Below are 18,416 nucleotides of genomic sequence, written 5' to 3'. Positions count from 1 at the left end.
ATCATGGCCAGAGCAATCTCGACACGCCGCAAACTGACCTTTTCCATTCTTGGCTGGGCGATCGGACTTCTAATCTTCTTCCCGATCCTGTGGACGTTCCTGACAAGCTTCAAAACCGAGGGCACCGCCATTGCAACGCCCCCGCAGTTCCTGTTCTTCGACTGGACGCTTGAGAACTATCACGAGGTGCAGGCGCGCTCCGATTACATGAAGCATGTGACCAATTCCATCGTGATATCGGTTGGCTCGACCCTGATCGGCCTCGCGCTCGCCATACCGGCCGCCTGGGCCATGGCGTTTTCGCCGACAAAGCGTACCAAGGACGTCCTGATGTGGATGCTGTCCACAAAGATGATGCCGCCGGTCGGCGTTCTGGTGCCGCTCTATCTGATCTTTCGCGATTGGGGCCTGCTCGATACGCGGCTTGGTCTTGTTGCGGTCCTGACCATGATCAACCTGCCGATCATCGTCTGGATGCTCTACACTTATTTCAAGGAAATCCCCGGGGAGATCCTTGAAGCGGCGCGGATGGACGGCGCATCGCTTATGAAGGAAATCGTCTATGTGCTGACACCCATGGCGGTGCCCGGCATTGCCTCGACCATGCTGCTCAATATCATTCTCGCATGGAACGAGGCGTTCTGGACGCTCAATCTCTCCGCCGCGAATGCTGCGCCGCTTACAGCATTCATTGCGTCCTATTCCAGTCCCGAAGGCTTGTTCTGGGCCAAGCTGTCGGCTGCATCCACAATGGCGATCGCCCCCATTCTGATCATGGGCTGGTTCTCGCAAAAGCAATTGGTACGCGGCCTGACATTCGGCGCGGTGAAATAAGATTTCAGGGAGGACATGATGGGAAGCATCACACTGCAGAAAGTATCGAAGTCGTTTGGAACGACATCGGTCATTCCGGAAATCGACCTGGATATCAATGATGGCGAGTTCGTCGTCTTCGTCGGGCCGTCAGGCTGCGGAAAGTCCACGCTGCTGCGCATGATCGCCGGCCTCGAAGACTTGAGCGGCGGGCGCATCGTCATCGACGGCAAGGACATGTCCAACGAAGCGCCGGCCAAGCGCGGGCTATCCATGGTGTTCCAGTCCTATGCGCTTTACCCGCATATGAGCGTTTACGGCAACATCGCTTTTCCGCTCAAGATGGACGGACAGGACAAGGCCGCGATCGACAAGAAGGTTCGCGACGCGGCGAACATTCTTAACCTCACCAACTATCTCGATCGCCGGCCGGGCCAGCTCTCGGGCGGCCAGCGCCAGCGCGTCGCCATTGGCCGCGCGATCGTGCGCCAGCCCAAGGCGTTCCTTTTTGACGAACCTCTGTCGAACCTCGACGCGGCACTTCGCGGCAACATGCGCCTCGAAATCAGCGACCTGCATCATCAGCTGAAGACGACGATGATCTATGTGACGCATGACCAGATCGAGGCGATGACCATGGCCGACAAGATCGTGGTGCTCAATGCCGGCCGGATCGAGCAGGTGGGGTCGCCGCTCGAACTCTACCGGAATCCGCGCAACCTGTTCGTCGCCGGCTTCATCGGCTCGCCGCGCATGAACTTCATTGAAGGCGCACATGCCGCCACGCTGAATGCCGCGACGGTGGGCATACGTCCCGAACACATGCGTATCTCGACAACCGAAGGCACATGGCCGGGTACTGTTGGCGTCACCGAGCATCTCGGCTCCGACACCTTGATTCATGTCCAGTCCGATGGGATCGGCAAGATCACTGTACGGACCGACGGCGATTTTCCGGTCGAGCACGGGCAGAAGGTCTTCATCACGCCTGAGGAGCGGCGCGTCCATCGTTTCGATGCGAACGGACAGGCCATCCAGTAACCAAGAGCAATTCCAATGAACAGACTGCAAGGAAAGACAGCATTCATCACCGGGTCAGCCCGCGGCATCGGCCGATCATTCGCCGAAGCCTATCTGCGCGAGGGCGCGGCTCATGTGGTTATCGCCGATATCGATCTCGACCGGGCCAGGCAGACGGCAAGCGAGCTTGGTGAACGTGCCCATGCCGTTCGCCTCGACGTAACCGACCAGGCTTCGATTGACGCCGCCGTCAAGGAGGCCGTCGACAAGTTCGGCGGGATCGACGTGCTTATCAACAATGCTGCGCTTTTCGACCTGGCCCCGATCGTCGACATAACGCGCCAAAGCTATGACAAGCTGTTTGCCGTCAATTTTGCCGGCACGCTGTTCACCTTGCAGGCTGTCGCCAGGGCGATGATCGCACGCGGCAAGGGCGGCAAAATCATCAACATGGCGAGCCAAGCCGGCCGACGCGGCGAGCCGCTCGTTGCGATCTACTGTGCGACGAAGGCTGCGGTGATCAGCCTGACGCAATCTGCCGGGCTCAACCTTATCGAGCATGGCATCAATGTGAACGCCATTGCGCCCGGCGTTGTCGACGGCGAGCATTGGGACGGTGTCGATGCTCTGTTCGCAAAATATGAAAACCGCCCGCGCGGCGAAAAAAAGAAGCTCGTTGGTGAGGCGGTGCCCTATGGGCGCATGGGCACTGCCGACGATCTGACAGGAATGGCGATATTTCTTGCCAGCAGCGAGAGCGATTACATCGTTGCCCAGACCTATAATGTCGATGGCGGCAACTGGATGAGCTGATCTTCCCGGCGCTGATTTGCCGGTTCAAATGACACAAGAAGAGGGGTTAAGCCCGATGACTGTTAAACTCTCGCAAGCAGCGCTCAAGCAGATGCCGCAGAATGTCGGCGTTCCGCGCTATGACCAGGCCAATCTGAAGGCAGGTATCGTTCATTTCGGCATCGGCAATTTCCATCGCGCACACCAAGCGGTCTATCTCGACGAACTGTTCAATGGCGGTTCGGATCACGAATGGGCCATCGTCGGCGCGGGCGTTCTTCCTTCAGACGAAACCATGCGCCAGAAGCTTTCCGACCAGGATTGGCTGACGACGGTTGTCGAGCAGGATAGTGGCCACCGCGTGGCCCATATCACGGCATCGATGATCGACTATCTTGAACCGGCTGACACGGAAGCCACGATTTCGCGCCTTGCGGACCCGACAATCCGCATCGTGTCGATGACGATCACCGAAGGCGGCTATTTCATCGATCCGGCCTCGGGCGTGTTCAATCCCAAACATCCCGCGATCGTGGCAGATGCGGCGAATATCAAGAGCCCCAAGACTGTCTTCGGCCTTATTCTTGCCGGGTTGATGCGGCGCCGCGACGAGGGCACCGAGCCCTTCACCGTCATGTCCTGTGACAATATTCCGGGCAACGGTCATGTGACCAGCGATGCGGTGAGCGGACTTGCAGCTCTGATCGATCCGGGCCTTGCGAAGTGGGTCAAGGACAATGTGGCTTTCCCGAACAGCATGGTCGACCGCATCACTCCGGCAACCACCGACCGCGAGCGCCAGATGCTGGCGACGGATTTCGGCGTGGAGGATAATTGGCCTGTGTTCTGCGAGCCGTTCAAGCAATGGGTACTCGAAGATCACTTCCCCACCGGCCGCCCGGCACTCGAAAAGGTCGGGGTTACCTTCGTCAAGGATGTGGCGCCGTATGAGCTCATGAAAATACGCATCCTCAATGGCGGTCACGCAGCAATCGCCTATCCAGCCGCATTGATGGACATTCATTTTGTCCACGAAGCCATGGAGGAGCCACTGATCCGTGATTTCCTCACCAAGCTCGAGCGCGATGAGATCATTCCCGTCCTGCCGCCAGTACCCGGCATGCCGTTCGATGAGTATTTCGACCTGATCGTCAGGCGCTTTTCCAATCCCAAGATCGGCGATACGATCCAACGCCTTTGCCAGGATGGTTCCAACCGGCAGCCGAAATTCATCCTGCCGACCACCGCCGACCGGTTGAAGGCCGGCAAAAGCATCACCGGGCTTGCGCTGGTTTCAGCGCTCTGGTGCCGTTTTTGCGCGGGTACCACCGACACGGGCAAGCCGACGAATTATCTTGATGCCAGCGCCGAGCGGCTGAAAGTTGAGGCGCTCAAGGCAAAGGACGACCCCAAGGCGTTCCTCGCAATGAGCGACATTTTCGGCGAGGTCGGGACCGCTCCCACGTTCGTTGAAACCTTTACCCGCCACTTGCGCACACTCTGGGACAAGGGCACGCGCGAAACGCTGACGCTCTATCTCCAGGGCAAGCTCTGAGATGGGCAAGCCCGCACTCGTCATCTTCGATTGCGATGGCGTGCTCGTCGACAGCGAGCCCATTTCCATCGCCGTCCTGCTCGATATGATCGCCAAGAGCGGCACGACCTTGTCCGAGGACGATGCTTATGACCGCTTCCTCGGGCGCAGCATGACGACGATCAGCAAGATCCTGCACGAGGATTACGGCTTTGCCGCAAGCGATGCCGATCTCGATGAAATGCGGGCGAATCTCTTCGCGCGGTTCAAACGTGACCTCAAGCCCATCCCCGGGATAGCCGATACGTTGCGGGTACTCGACATACCGCGTTGCGTCGCGTCGTCGAGCCAGCCCGATCGGATCCGCCTGTCGCTGCAACTGACCGGGCTGATCGATTTGCTTGACCCCCATATTTTCAGCGCAACCATGGTGAAGCATGGCAAGCCTGCGCCCGACCTCTTTCTCCTCGCCGCGCGCACCATGAACGCTGATCCGGAAGATTGCGTGGTGGTGGAAGACAGTCCCGCCGGCATCGAGGCGGCAAAAAGTGCCGGAATGCGGGTCTTCGCCTTCACCGGCGGCACACACTCGCGCGGGGGCCGGCTGGAAGCGGCACTTGCGTCTCTCGGCCCAGACCGTATATTCAACGACATGTTGCAATTGCCCGGCTTGCTCGCCTCGCAGGAAGCCACACCGAAAGTTCGTTGATGCCGAAATTCGTCTGTGCGGTCGATGTTGGTACCGGAAGCGCCCGCGCGGGTATTCTTGACGTAAACGGCAATCTGCTCGGGCGTGTCGAACATCCAATCCTGATGAACCGGCCTGTTGGCGACCATGCCGAGCACGATTCGGAAGACATCTGGAAATCGGTGTGCATCGCCGTCCAGGGCGCCATCGTGCAGTCGGGTGTCAGCCCCTCGGACATCGCCGGCATAAGCTTCGACGCAACCTGCTCGCTCGTGGTCCGCGACGCGGACGGTGCTCCGCTCACGGTATCGACATCGGGCGAAAACCGCTGGGATACGATCGTCTGGCTCGATCACAGGGCACTCGCGGAGGCTGATGAATGCACCGCAAGCCGCCACAAGGTGCTGGAACACCTGGGCGGCGTCATGTCGCCAGAGATGGAGACGCCGAAGCTGATGTGGCTTAAGCGGCACCTTCCGGAAACATGGAAGCAAGCTGGCTACTTTTTCGACCTTGCCGACTATCTGACGTGGAAGGCAACAGGCTCGCTCGCGCGTTCCCAATGTACGCTGACCTGCAAGTGGGCCTATCTGGCACATGAGGAGCCGGGCTGGCAGCCGGACTTTTTCGAGGCCATGGGTATTGCCGACATGCTCGAGCGCGGCAGCCTGCCGAAGCGCGCGAGCCCCGTCGGGTCCGATGTCGGCGCCTTGACGCAACATGCCGCCGATGCGCTCGGACTAACGACGCAATGTCACGTCGGGGCGGGGTTGATCGATGCTTACGCGGGCGCGCTTGGTGTTCTTGCCGGGTTCGCCGGCGACCTGTCGCAGATCGACCGCCACCTTGCGCTGATTGCCGGGACCTCGAGTTGCCTCATGGCGCTGTCGCCGGAGCCGATCTCTTTCAGCGGCGGATGGGGCCCCTATTACGGCGTCGCCTTGCCGGATTGCTGGCTGAGCGAGGGCGGACAATCCGTAGCGGGCGCGCTGCTCGACCACATGATCCGTTGGCATGGCGCCGTCGGCGAGCCGAATGCCGCGCTTCACAAGAAGATAACAGACCGTGTCATGGAACTGCGTGCGGGCGAAGGCCTGGATCTTGCGGGACGCTTGCACGTGCTCCCGGACTTCCATGGAAATCGTTCGCCGCTTGCCGATCCGCATGCGGTGGGCGTCATCAGCGGCCTGACGCTCGACACCTCCTTCGACAGTCTTTGCCGGCTGTACTGGCGCACCTGCGTCGCAATCGCCCTTGGAGTGCGCCATATCCTCGATGCGCTGAACGACAAGGGCTATGCGATCGACACGATGCATGTCACCGGCGGCCACATCAAGAACCCGCTGCTCATGGAGCTATATGCGGATGCCACCGGTTGCACGGTCGTGACATCCGCTGCCGAGGATGCGGTGCTGCTTGGCACAGCGATGGTCGCCGCCACGGCGGCTGGCCTTTACCCGGATCTGCCCTCGGCGTGCCTCGCCATGAAGCAAGGCGGCCGCGAACGGCAACCAAATCCAGATGCGCGCCCGCGTTTCGACCGCGACTACCGCATTTTCCTCGAAATGCACGCGCAACGGCGCGTACTTGATTCGCTCTAGCGCAATTCTTTCCAGGCAAGCACGGCTCTAATGTGCTTCATCCCAATTGTGCGCCGCGCGCGCATCGACCTTGAGCGGCACGGATAGCGAGACGGCAGGCATTGCCGCATTCTCCATCACATCGCGGATCACCGGTATCGTCGCCTCGACCTCCGCTTCCGCGGTTTCGAAGATCAGTTCGTCGTGCACCTGCAGCAGCATCCGCGCTGAAAGCTTGGCTTCGTCAAGGGCGGATTCCATCCGCACCATGGCGCGGCGGATGATATCGGCAGCCGATCCCTGTATCGGCGCATTAATGGCGGCGCGCTCGTTGAAGGCGCGGTGCTGCGGATTCGACGAGCGGATTTCGGGGTAATGCGCGCGGCGTCCGAAGATCGTCTCCACATAGCCGTATTGGCGTGCAAAGGCCTTGGTGGATTCCATATAGTCCCTGATTCCGGGAAATCGCTCGAAATAGGTGCGGATATATTGGCCGGCTTCCTCGCGCGGGATCGACAACTGGTTGGCAAGACCAAACGCGGAAATGCCGTAGATGATGCCGAAATTGATCGCCTTGGCGCGGCGGCGCACTTCCGCTGGCATGTCCTTGACCGGAACGCCGAACATTTCCGAGGCGGTCATTGCGTGGATGTCGATACCATCCGCAAAAGCCTGAGTAAGCTGCGGAATTTCCGCAACATGTGCGAGCACGCGTAGTTCGATCTGGCTGTAGTCGGCTGAAATCAGCTTGTTGCCGGGCTCTGCAATGAAGGCGGTGCGGATCTTGCGGCCTTCAGCCGTCCGCACCGGAATATTCTGCAGGTTCGGCTCGGATGAGGAGAGGCGGCCAGTCGATGTCGCGGCAAGCGCATAGGATGTGTGGACGCGCCTGGTGTGCGGATGGATATAACCGGGGAGGGCGTCCGTATAGGTCGATTTGAGTTTCGTCAGCTGGCGCCAATCGACGATCTTGCGGGGGAGTTCGTGGCCTTCCGCAGCCAGTTCCTCGAGCAATTGCGCCGTAGTTGACCATTGGCCGGTCTTGGTCTTGGTGCCGCCGGGAAGGCCCATCTTGCCGAAGAGGATATCGCCCATCTGCTTGGGTGAGCCGATATTGATCCGCTCGCCTGCGAGCTTGTAGATGTCGTCTTCGATCGCCGCGGCCGTCTGGGCAAAATCGCCGGAGAGGCGGGAAAGGATTTGCCGGTCGACCGAAATGCCGCGCTCTTCCATGCGTGCAAGCACGGGAATGAGCGGCCGCTCCAGACGTTCGTAGACCGAAGCGATGCTGTCGGCCGCAAGGCGCGGCTTCAAAAGACGCCACAGCCTTAAGGTCACATCGGCATCCTCGCCTGCATATTCGGCGGCGCGCTCGATCGGCACCTTGTCGAATGTAACCGATGACTTACCAGAGCCGATCAACTCCTTGTAGGCCATGGGCTTGTGACCGAGCCAGCGATCGCACAGCGCATCCATCGAATGGCTGCCCTCGCCGGCGTCGAGCACGTAGGAAATAAGCATCGTGTCGTCGAGCGGGTGAAGGTCGATGCCATGGCGATGCATGATCAGCCATTCATACTTCATCCCATGCGCGATCTTCAGAACAGAACGGTCTTCGAGGAGTGGCTTCAGCCTGGCAAACACCTCCTGCTCTGGTATCTGCCGCTCGACCAGTCCGCCGCCAAGAAGATCGCCGTCGCCGGATTTATGGTTGATCGGTATATAGGCAGCACGACCCGGACGCGTTGCCAACGAAATGCCCACGACATCGGCCTGCATGGGATCAGGTGAATTCGTTTCGGTATCGAAGGCGATGATGCCTGAGGTCATGGCCTCGTCGATCCAGACCTGCAAGGTCGCGACATCGCGGATGGTAACATAGGCGCTCCTGTCGAAGCGCGCCGCAAGCGCCTCGTCGGTGCGCGACTTGACCAGGTCAGCCGGCGTTGCCGTGAAATTCTCCATACCCGACCGCGCCGTGGGCGATACCGCCGACGGCGACTTGATCTCTACGGGCTCGAAATCTCCAGCCTCGACGTCGAGATCCGGGCCATGGGCTTCGGCAACCGCTTCGATTTTCAATTGGGCGGGGGCAATCGAGCTGGCGTCCACGCCAGTCGCTTCCGCGGCGCGGCGCGTCAGCGCGTTGAATTCCATCGCCTTGAGGAAAGCGATGAGTTTCTTTCCGTCCTGCGGCTCGAGACCGAATTCCTCAAGCCCGACCTCGACGGGCGTGTCCTTTTTCAGCGTGACGAGCTGGCGCGAAATGCGCGCCTGCTCGGCGTGCTCGATGATGTTTTCGCGGCGCTTCTGCTGCTTGATATCCCCCGCGCGCGCCAGAAGCGTATCGAGATCGCCGAACTCTTCCAGCAGTTGCGCGGCCGTCTTTGGCCCAATGCCTGGTATGCCCGGCACGTTGTCGGTCGAATCGCCGGTAAGCGCCTGCAGGTCGATCATTTTCTCCGGTGGCACGCCCCACTTTTCGACAACGTCCGCGATGCCGATCTGCTTGTCCTTCATGCTGTCATACATCGACACGTTCGGCGTCACGAGCTGCATCAGATCCTTGTCCGACGAAATGATGGTGACTTCGGCGCCGGCTTCCTCGGCCATGCGCGCATAGGTGGCAATGAGGTCATCGGCCTCGTAGCCGTTCATTTCGATGCACGGCAGGTTGAAGGCCTTGGTCGCCTGGCGGATGAGACCGAACTGCGGAATGAGGTCCTCCGGCGGCGCCGAACGGTTGGCCTTGTATTCCGGATAGATTTCCTTGCGGAAGGTGTGCGAGGAATAGTCGAAGATGACGGCAAAATGTGTCGGGGTATCGCGCACCGATGTGTCGCGCGCCTCTCGCAACAGCTTCCACAACATGTTGCAGAAGCCCGCTACCGCGCCAACGGGAAGGCCGTCGGATTTGCGCGTCAGGGGAGGGAGAGCATGATAGGCCCGGAAGATGTAGCCGGAGCCGTCGACGAGGAAGAGATGATCACCTTTTTTCATGGGCGATAGGATTAAATGATGATCCTCAAAAATGGAATGACATGGCGATTTCTTTCAACGAAAGATCCGGAGGCACCTGACGCATCCTGACAGGAGTGCGGTTCTTTCCACAGCCAGCAAGGGCATCCAGCGGGGTCTAAGCCGGCTCACCAGACCATCACACGTTTGTTACAAAGATGTAATCTTCCGTGCCCTTGAATTGCCACGGTTTGCCTCCCAAATTCAGGGTGTCGACGTTAGATCGATGTCCGGATTTAAGGCTCGTCCCCCGCCTGACCCCGGACTGCGGCCAACCTCATCCCCCTCTCCAGGGTTGACCGCAAATGAGTGTAGTGATCTGGTCGCCTGTGGTCCCCCCGCCACGGCGACCATTTCTTTTTGGCCTTCCGGATGGCCAGTTTTTTCTGCCCCTCCTGATAAAATGCGCTAAGAAGAACTCCCTTTACGAGTCCCGGTCCACAAATAATCAGGAAATGCCATGCCAGCTCTCGAACCCGTCTTGAACGCACTTGATATCAATCTCGACAACAGCCTGGAGCGGCTTTTCGACCTGTTGCGGATCAAGTCGATCTCCACGGATCCGGCCTACAAGGATGAATGCCGCAAGGCGGCGGAGTGGCTCGTCGCCGACCTCAAATCCATAGGCTTTGACGCGAGCGTGCGCGATACGCCGGGGCACCCGATGGTCGTCGCGCATCACGATGGTCCAGGCGCTGATGCGCCCCACGTGCTGTTTTACGGCCACTACGATGTGCAGCCCGTCGATCCGTTGGAGCTTTGGGAAAACGATCCCTTTGACCCGGCGATCAAGGATGCCGGCAATGGCCGCAAGATACTGACGGGCCGCGGAACATCCGACGATAAGGGCCAGCTGATGACCTTCGTCGAGGCATGCCGCGCTTACAAGCAAGTGCACGGCCAACTGCCGGTGAGGGTGTCGATCCTCTTCGAAGGCGAGGAAGAATCCGGGTCGCCTTCGTTGAAGCCCTTCCTGACGGCCCACAAGGATGAGCTCAAGGCGGATTTCGCGCTGGTCTGCGACACGGGCATGTGGAACGTGGAAACGCCGGCCATCTCGGTTGGGCTGCGCGGCCTCGTCGGCGAAAACATCACCGTCAAGGCGGCCGATCGTGATCTCCACTCCGGCATGTTCGGCGGCGTCGCCGCCAATCCGATTCACATTCTTGCGAAGGCGCTCGCCGATCTGCACGATGAGAACGGCGCGGTGACTGTCCCCGGCTTTTATGACGGCGTCGAAGAAACACCGACGCAGATCCTGCAGATGTGGAAAGGTCTTGGCACCACGCCGGAAAACTTCCTCGGACCGGTCGGTCTTTCGATCCCTTCCGGCGAAAAGGGCCGCTCGGTCCTCGAACTCGTATGGGCGCGCCCAACGGCCGAAATCAATGGCATTACCGGAGGCTATACCGGTGCCGGCTTCAAGACCGTGATTGCGGCGGAAGCGTCGGCGAAGGTGTCGTTCCGTCTCGTTCACAAGCAGGATCCGGCGAAGATCCGCGAGGCCTTCCGCGCTTTTGTCCGCGAGCGGATCCCCGCCGACTGCACGGTGGAGTTCCACGAGCATGGCGGCTCGCCGGCAATCCAGCTTGCCTATGAATCACCGCTTTTGACCAAGGCGAAGAATGCACTGAGCGCCGAATGGCCGAAGCCGGCAGTACTCATCGCCATGGGGGGTTCCATCCCGATCGTCGGCGATTTCCAGCACATGCTGGGCATGGATTCCCTGCTCGTTGGCTACGGCCTGGAGGATGACCGAATTCACTCCCCCAACGAAAAATACGAACTCACCTCGTTCCACAAGGGACAGAGGTCCTGGGCGCGCATCCTCGATGCGCTGGCCCGCTAAGTGAAAGAGACAGGCCGATGACAATTCGCTTCCACCGCAACGATCTTCCCGATCTCAGCCGCTACCAGGTCGATGCGGTTGCCATAGATACGGAGACGCTGGGCCTCAATCCGCATCGCGACCGCCTGTGTGTGGTGCAGATATCACCCGGCGATGGCTCCGCCGACGTCATCCAGATCGACCGGGACCAGAAGACGGCGCCGAATCTCGTCAAGATTCTGGGCGACAATGCCATTACCAAGATCTTCCACTACGGCCGGTTTGATGTTGCGGTGCTGTTCCACACCTTCGGCGTGATGCCAAAACCCGTATACTGCACCAAGATCGCATCAAGGCTGTCGCGCACCTATACGGACCGGCACGGCCTCAAGGACCTGTGCAGCGAACTGCTCGAGGTCAACCTGTCAAAACAGCAGCAATCGTCCGATTGGGCGGCGCCGGATTTGTCACAGGCCCAATTGGAATATGCTGCGTCCGATGTGCTCTACCTGCATCGGTTGCGCACGATCCTTCAGCACCGTCTCGTGCGCGACGGGCGGGCGGAAGAGGCGGCAGCCTGCTTCGAATTCCTGCCGACCCGCGCCAAGCTCGACCTCATGGGTTGGGACGAGCAGGATATTTTCGCCCATAGCTAAGTAAAGCTGCAGTTCTATTCGGCCGAAGCCATCGCCTCACGTGGGGCGGGGGCGCGGTCGATATGGGCCCATTGCGGCCGCTTGAACAGGAATTGCCCGTAGCCGGTCCACTGGATCAATCCATAGAGGATGACCGGACCGATCACGCCGCAAATCACGGTGAGGAGCGAAATCGTGCCGATATCGGTGATGATGCCAAGCTTCAACAGGATCGTGCGGGCAAGCGCCATCGGCAGGAAGAAGGCGAGGTAAACGACGATCGAGTGCGCGCCGAGCCAGCGCAGCGGTTTGACGAGCCAGGCTTGCGAAGCACCCAATCTGGCGAGCAGTGCCGAAACCGATACGATGGCGAGGGCCCCGGCAAAGCCGGCGGCGAGCGAGATTATCGGTACGCTGCTCCAGCCGCCAAGGCCGCCGGACGTATAGGATTCTTCCGGGATCCACGCTGCGAATGGTTGCGTTGCCGGATGAAAGACGAGCCAGCCATTGACGAGCGCCCAGACGCCGAGCACGCCGAGCGCCATTGCCGGACGCCCACGCAGCCAGGCGGCAAGACGGAAGATGACAGGCGCGAAGGCGTAGCCTGCAAAGAAATAGACGTAGCGGCTGCAGAATTCATCGATGACCAGCCAGCCGGTGTGAATCGGCAGCGTCTCGAGAGCGGCAGCAATGATAAGCACGACCCAGACATTCACGTGTCTGATAAGGCGCGTGACGACGAAGAATAACGGCAGCAGATAGATGAACCACAAGGTTCCAAACGGCTGGATGAAGGACAGAAGATACGCGGAGATGGCGCCGTCGCCGCCGCTTTCCGCAACGATACCCGGCGCCTTGAACAGGAACTGGATCGTCAGCCAGAGCACGTAGAAATAGGCAAAATGCACGATTTTGCGGTCGGCATAGCGCAACCACGGGCGATCGATGACAAGGCCGAGGAAAAGGCCGGAGATCATGAAAAAGTCCGGCATGCGGAAGGGCTGGGCAAAGGCGACAACCGCATGCATCCAGCCGCGCCCGCCCGCCTCGTTCTCGACGCCGAGCACCGAATGCATCATCACAACGAAGATGATGCAGATTCCCTTGGCAATATCGACCCAATCGACGCGCGTCTTTTCAATAGTATTCATGAATGTTCTTCCCAAGCCAACCGGCACCTACATATAGGAAAAAACAAAAATCGAAATAAAATTCAGGTGATGCGCAGAAGCTGATTGCCAATAAGTCCCAAAAACAAAAGAGCCGGGCTAAGAGCCCGGCGAATTGTGAACGCTAATGCGTCCAGAGGGGAACACGCAACGAGCGAAAAATGGGAGGAGAACCACTCGTTACGCAAGAATTAAAATAGAACCGGGCCCAAATCTTTTCAAGGGCCGCAAGATAATATTTTACGCGTGGCATTATTTGGAAATCGCGAAGAGGGTTTGCCGTGGCTTTGATCCCAAGTCAGAAGCTCTCTCTAGAGCGCCCACGGAGCTATTGCGGAAGGTCCTTGCACACGCCATGCCCGCGCAGCTGGCAACCGCCAAGACGGTATTGCGCCTCCGCGTCGGGCTTCGGGTTCAGCCGTTCGATAGCCCCGCCGCCACAGCCGCTCAACAGGATGCCAAGTGCGGCCAGAATGAAAAGACGCATGTGTATGCTCCGAGTGATGCTTTCCCGACCGTAACGATCGCCCACAGCATTCTCAACCACCCCGTGGCTGCGATTTTCCCACATCACGCACAATTTAACCGCACCTTAAATCGCCGCATTTACCCTGCAACGGGTCGCGGGATCATTCTTCGAACGCATACGGGGCGAGACTACTCATTCATGGCACGCGGCACGGGCAAGCAACGTATCGAACCGCGCTTTGGTTCGGATCGCCGTTCGGGCGACGATTTGCGCGCAGATCCGGAGGACAGGCCAGTGGCAAAACGCAAGACGACGCGCAAGCCCGCCGCATCCAGGCGGCGCAAGACGCGTCGTAGCGGAGGTGGCGGCGGCTTCCTCGGCCTCGTGCGCCGCATGGTCTACTGGTCGATGGTCCTTTGCCTGTGGGGCGGTATCGGCCTTGCCGGCACTGTCATCTATTTTGCCGCGAAGATGCCGCAGACGACGACCTGGGCCATCCCGGATCGTCCGCCAAACGTGAAAATCGTTTCGGTCGAGGGCGATCTCATTGCCAATCGCGGCGCTTCCGGCGGCGAGGCCATCAGCCTGCACGACATGTCGCCTTATATTCCCGAGGCCGTCGTCGCCATCGAGGACCGGCGGTTCTATTCGCATTTCGGCGTCGATCCGATCGGGTTTGCCCGGGCGATGGCAACCAATCTGATTTCCGGACGGCTTGTGCAGGGCGGCTCCACCATTACCCAGCAGCTTGCCAAGAACCTGTTCCTGACGCCCGACCGGACCATCGAGCGCAAGGTGCAAGAAGTGCTGCTCGCGCTGTGGCTGGAGCGCAAATATACCAAGGATCAAATCCTCGAAATGTATTTGAACCGGGTCTATCTCGGCTCGGGTTCCTATGGCGTGGCGGCCGCGTCCCGGCGCTATTTCAACAAATCCGCCAAGGAGGTGACGCTGCCTGAGGCAGCGCTCATCGCCGGGCTCCTCAAGGCGCCGTCACGCCTTTCGCCGGCGCGTGATCCGAAAGCCGCTCGCGAGCGGTCGCAGCTCGTGCTCGCGGCCATGCGCGAACAGGGCATGATCGGCGACAAGGAGCTGAGCTTTGCCATGAAGCAGCCGGCCACCCGGGCTGCCTCCTATTGGAGCGGCTCGGAGCAATATGTCGCCGATCGCGTCATGGAGGAATTGCCGGGGCTGATCGGCGACGTGCGCAGCGATGTCATCGTCGATACGACGGTCGATCTCGGCTTGCAGAAGCTCGGCGAAGCGTCGATACGCGACCTCATCAGCAAGAACGGCGAAAAGCTCAATGTTTCGCAGGGCGCGATGGTGTCGATCGACGGCACCGGCGCGGTGCGGGCGCTGATCGGCGGCTATGACTACGCCAACAGCCAGTTCGACCGCGCCAGCGAGGCCAAGCGGCAGCCGGGCTCGGCCTTCAAGCCCTTCGTTTACCTCTCCGCCCTCGAGCAGGGATTCACACCGGAATCGGTGCGCAATGACGCGCCTATCCGCATCGGCAACTGGACCCCAGGCAACTTCAACGGCAAGTATTTCGGCAAGGTTACGCTTGCCGAAGCCCTGGCGCGCTCGCTGAACTCGGTGTCGGCGCAGCTCGTCATGGAAGTTGGACCGAGCACGGTGGTGTCGACGGCGCATCGGCTCGGCATCGAATCGAACCTTACCGCCAATGCATCGCTCGCGCTCGGCACGTCCGAAGTGACCCTCCTCGAACTCACCGATTCCTTCGTGCCCTTTGCCAATGGCGGCTACAAGGCGCCGATCCACCTCATCCGCCGCGTGACGACCAACGAGGGCAAGGTGCTCTACGAGTTCAAGCGACCGCAGCCGTCTCGCGTTATCGATGAGCGCAATGTCGGCATGATGAATGCCATGTTGCGCCAGACCGTTGACAGCGGAACCGCCACCAAGGCGAAGTTCGGCTGGCCGGCGGCGGGCAAGACCGGCACAAGCCAGAATTTCCGTGATGCCTGGTTCATCGGCTATACGTCAAACCTGACCACCGGCGTATGGTTCGGCAATGATGACGGCAAGCCGACCAAGAAGATCACCGGCGGATCGCTGCCCGCCATCGCCTGGAAAGATTTCATGGTCGCCGCGCATAAGGGCGTGCCGGTGGCGCAGCTTCCCGGCGATTATCAGCTGCATCAGCAGGTCATCGAGGGCAATGATGTTCTTCCCGGATCAGGCGACAGCGTTCCCGCTGCTGAGGGCGTGCCGTCGGCCCAGCTCGATCCGGCAGGCCAGATGCCGCCAGCCGACCTTGGCGATCAGACTGGATCGACCCATCCCGTGCCGCCCGGCAGTGTCAGTGGCGGCAAGGGGCGCAAGACAACCTTGTTCGATCTGATCATGGGCAATTGATCGATGTTTTGCGCGGTTTTGCATCGCGCAAGCATCGATCACAACTTACTGGCTCAAGGTACGCTTGACGGCCGTTTTCCAGCCCGCGATCTTTGCCTTGCGGGTCTTCTCGTCCATCTTCGGCGTGAACTGCGTCTCGCGTTCCCAGGTCTTGGCGAAATCGCGTCGGTTCGGCCAGATGCCTGCTTTCGATCCAGCGAGCCATGCGGCTCCAAGCGCTGTCGTTTCCAAGATTACCGGCCGGTCCACGGGTGCATCCAGGATGTCAGCAAGTCGCTGCATGGTCCAGTCTGACGCGACCATGCCGCCATCGACGCGCAGCACGGTCTTTTTGTCCGATGCCTTCCAGTCCTTGCGCATGGCGTCGAGAAGATCGCGGGTCTGGTACGCGACGGATTCAAGCGCCGCGCGGGCAAACTCTGCCGGGCCGCTGTTGCGCGTGAGGCCATAGATCGCGCCGCGCGCTTCCGCATCCCAGTGCGGTGCGCCGAGCCCGACGAAGGCCGGCACGAGATAGACGTCCTGGCTCGGATCGGCCTGATCGGCGAGTTTGCCGGTCTCCGGCGCCGAGCCGATGATCTTGAGGCCGTCACGCAACCACTGGACGGCCGCGCCGGCAATGAAGATCGAGCCTTCGAGTGCATAGGTGGTCTTGCCGTTGAGGCGGTAGGCGATCGTCGTCAGCAGGCGGTTCTTCGAAAGGACCATATCGCTGCCGGTGTTGAGCAGGGCAAAGCAGCCGGTTCCGTAGGTCGATTTGAACATGCCGGGTTCGAAGCAGGCCTGGCCAATGGTCGCCGCGTGCTGATCGCCGGCAACGCCGAGGATCGGTATTGCCGCACCGAGCAGCGAGGCTTCGGCAGCGCCGTAGTTGGCGGCGCAATCCTTCACCTCTGGAAGCATCGCGCGCGGAATGCGCAGGATCTCAAGAAGCTCGTCATCCCACGCATTGGTCGCGATATTGAAGAGCAGCGTGCGCGACGCATTGGTGGCGTCGGTCGCGTGCACCTTGCCTCCGGTCAAGCGCCAGATGAGGAAACTGTCGATGGTGCCGAACAACAGCTCGCCATTGGCCGCGCGCTTGCGGGCACCGGGTACCTTGTCGAGCAGCCATGCGAGCTTGGTGCCGGAAAAATAGGGGTCAAGCAGCAGCCCGGTCTTGCGCGTGAACGTCTTCTCCAGCCCCTGCTTCTTCAGCTTTTGGCACAATGACGCCGTCCGGCGGTCCTGCCAGACGATGGCGTTATGGATCGGTTTGCCGGTCGTTCGATCCCAGACGATAACTGTCTCGCGCTGGTTGGTTATGCCGATGGCGGCGACGTCGCCGGCCTGAATCCTGGCGTTTTCGATGGCGACTTCGCATGTGCTGAGCACCGACTGCCAGATTTCGTCGGGATCATGCTCGACCCAGCCCGACTGCGGGTAGATTTGGGTGAATTCCTGCTGGCTTTTGCCGACCACGTGGCGATTGTGATCGAAGACGATGGCGCGACTCGAAGTCGTGCCCTGGTCGATGGCCAAAACATATCCGTTCATGCTTCCCCCCTGATTTGGCGCTAAGATATTTGCTTGGTTGGGCCAGATCAATCGCTGCGACATGATAAGCCTCGAATTTAGGCTGATCTTGCTCTAAGGCTGATGCAACGGAGTATCGCCATGTCCAATGATGAGCCACGCAAGGTCCTTGTCCTTACCGGAGCAAGCCGCGGTATCGGCCACGCTACTGTCAAGCGCTTTTCGCGCGCCGGCTGGCGCGTGATCACTTGCTCGCGCCAGGATTTTTCCGAAAACTGCCCATGGCCTGCGGGTCCTGACGACCATATCAAGGTCGATCTTGCCGATCCTGCCGACGTCGATCACGCTGTCGCGGAGATCCGCAGCCGCCTCGCGGCCGAGGGCGGCAGGCTGAACGCACTCGTCAACAATGCCGGCATATCGCCGAAGAACAGCGCCGGCGACCGGCTCGATTCGATCGTTACGCCGATGCAGACGTGGATGACGGTGTTCCAGGTCAATTTCTTCGCGCCGATCATGCTCGCGCGCGGCCTGTTCAATGAACTCGAGGCTGCCCAAGGTTCAGTGGTTAACGTCACGTCGATTGCCGGCAGCCGCGTCCATCCATTTGCTGGTACGGCCTATGCCACGTCGAAGGCCGCACTTGCTTCGCTGACGCGTGAAATGGCTTCGGATTTCGGACCGCACGGCATAAGGGTCAACGCGATCGCGCCGGGCGAGATCGACACGGCCATCCTGTCACCGGGGACGGATAAGCTCGTCGAGCAACTGCCGCTGCGCCGGCTCGGCAAGACCGCCGAAGTTGCCGAGACGATCTATTTCCTCTGCACTGAATCCTCATCTTATGTGACCGGCTCGGAGATTCATATCAACGGCGGCCAGCACGTTTAGCGCAGGCACGATGGGGCGGCGGAAAGTTTCATCGCCACCCCGGACCTCCGCCCCACCCCCTCCCCACAGGGGGGAGGGAAGG

General features: G+C 60.2%; 14 protein-coding genes. 10 read left to right on the top strand and 4 right to left on the bottom strand.

Annotation, left to right across the window (positions count from 1 at the left end):
• The first annotated feature begins 3 nt into the window (after window positions 1-3).
• From BM074_RS05645 to BM074_RS05620, 6 genes are read left to right on the top strand one after another with little or no spacing between them, the layout of a single operon-like run.
• Window positions 4-834, top strand: coding sequence for a carbohydrate ABC transporter permease (locus tag BM074_RS05645; protein WP_091920348.1), 831 nt, complete (start codon window positions 4-6; stop codon window positions 832-834).
• Window positions 835-852: 18 nt separating this feature from the next.
• Complete coding sequence (locus tag BM074_RS05640; protein ID WP_027230655.1) at window positions 853-1,854, top strand: ABC transporter ATP-binding protein; 1,002 nt, start codon at window positions 853-855, stop codon at window positions 1,852-1,854.
• A 15-nt stretch (window positions 1,855-1,869) separates the two neighbouring features.
• Complete coding sequence (locus tag BM074_RS05635) at window positions 1,870-2,646, top strand: L-iditol 2-dehydrogenase (RefSeq protein WP_091920346.1); 777 nt, start codon at window positions 1,870-1,872, stop codon at window positions 2,644-2,646.
• A 55-nt stretch (window positions 2,647-2,701) separates the two neighbouring features.
• Complete coding sequence (locus tag BM074_RS05630) at window positions 2,702-4,180, top strand: mannitol dehydrogenase family protein (RefSeq protein WP_091920344.1); 1,479 nt, start codon at window positions 2,702-2,704, stop codon at window positions 4,178-4,180.
• Between the two features lies 1 nt (window position 4,181).
• On the top strand, window positions 4,182-4,868 hold the full coding sequence (locus BM074_RS05625; protein WP_091920342.1) for an HAD family hydrolase: 687 nt from the start codon (window positions 4,182-4,184) through the stop codon (window positions 4,866-4,868).
• A complete protein-coding gene (locus BM074_RS05620; RefSeq protein ID WP_175498907.1) occupies window positions 4,865-6,448 on the top strand; it encodes an FGGY-family carbohydrate kinase in 1,584 nt (527 codons plus the stop codon). Before BM074_RS05625 ends, BM074_RS05620 begins: the two co-directional genes overlap by 4 nt.
• Window positions 6,449-6,475: 27 nt before the next feature.
• Here BM074_RS05620 and polA read toward each other — a convergent pair whose 3' ends face one another.
• Window positions 6,476-9,427, bottom strand: coding sequence for a DNA polymerase I (gene polA, locus BM074_RS05615; protein ID WP_091920340.1), 2,952 nt, complete (start codon window positions 9,425-9,427; stop codon window positions 6,476-6,478).
• A 478-nt stretch (window positions 9,428-9,905) separates the two neighbouring features.
• Between polA and BM074_RS05610 the strand changes: the two genes are divergently transcribed.
• Window positions 9,906-11,294, top strand: a complete 1,389-nt coding sequence (locus tag BM074_RS05610) for a M20/M25/M40 family metallo-hydrolase (RefSeq protein ID WP_091920338.1) — start codon at window positions 9,906-9,908, stop codon at window positions 11,292-11,294.
• A 17-nt stretch (window positions 11,295-11,311) separates the two neighbouring features.
• Complete coding sequence (locus BM074_RS05605; RefSeq protein WP_091920336.1) at window positions 11,312-11,929, top strand: ribonuclease D; 618 nt, start codon at window positions 11,312-11,314, stop codon at window positions 11,927-11,929.
• 14 nt (window positions 11,930-11,943) lie between these two features.
• Here BM074_RS05605 and BM074_RS05600 read toward each other — a convergent pair whose 3' ends face one another.
• The gene (locus BM074_RS05600) at window positions 11,944-13,059 is read right to left on the bottom strand and encodes an acyltransferase family protein (RefSeq protein ID WP_091920334.1); all 1,116 of its coding nucleotides are present in this window, start codon (window positions 13,057-13,059) and stop codon (window positions 11,944-11,946) included.
• A gap of 346 nt (window positions 13,060-13,405) precedes the next feature.
• Window positions 13,406-13,564 carry a hypothetical protein gene (locus BM074_RS22965; RefSeq protein WP_155810823.1) on the bottom strand — a complete coding sequence of 53 codons (159 nt, stop codon included), beginning with the start codon at window positions 13,562-13,564 and terminating at the stop codon, window positions 13,406-13,408.
• Window positions 13,565-13,744: 180 nt separating this feature from the next.
• On the opposite strand from BM074_RS22965, the gene BM074_RS05595 reads away from it, so the two are divergent.
• Window positions 13,745-15,928, top strand: coding sequence for a transglycosylase domain-containing protein (locus BM074_RS05595; protein WP_091920333.1), 2,184 nt, complete (start codon window positions 13,745-13,747; stop codon window positions 15,926-15,928).
• Between the two features lie 45 nt (window positions 15,929-15,973).
• Here the strand turns inward: BM074_RS05595 and glpK are convergent, their stop codons facing one another.
• Window positions 15,974-17,464 carry a glycerol kinase GlpK gene (gene glpK / locus BM074_RS05590; protein WP_091920331.1) on the bottom strand — a complete coding sequence of 497 codons (1,491 nt, stop codon included), beginning with the start codon at window positions 17,462-17,464 and terminating at the stop codon, window positions 15,974-15,976.
• 120 nt (window positions 17,465-17,584) lie between these two features.
• On the opposite strand from glpK, the gene BM074_RS05585 reads away from it, so the two are divergent.
• Window positions 17,585-18,334: an SDR family NAD(P)-dependent oxidoreductase gene (locus BM074_RS05585; RefSeq protein ID WP_027230644.1), complete on the top strand. Its 750-nt coding sequence runs from the start codon at window positions 17,585-17,587 to the stop codon at window positions 18,332-18,334.
• Window positions 18,335-18,416: the final 82 nt, after the last annotated feature.

Source organism: Phyllobacterium sp. CL33Tsu (assembly GCF_900113985.1).
Lineage (GTDB): Bacteria > Pseudomonadota > Alphaproteobacteria > Rhizobiales > Rhizobiaceae > Phyllobacterium > Phyllobacterium pellucidum.
This window is presented reverse-complemented; position numbering and strand designations above follow the sequence as displayed.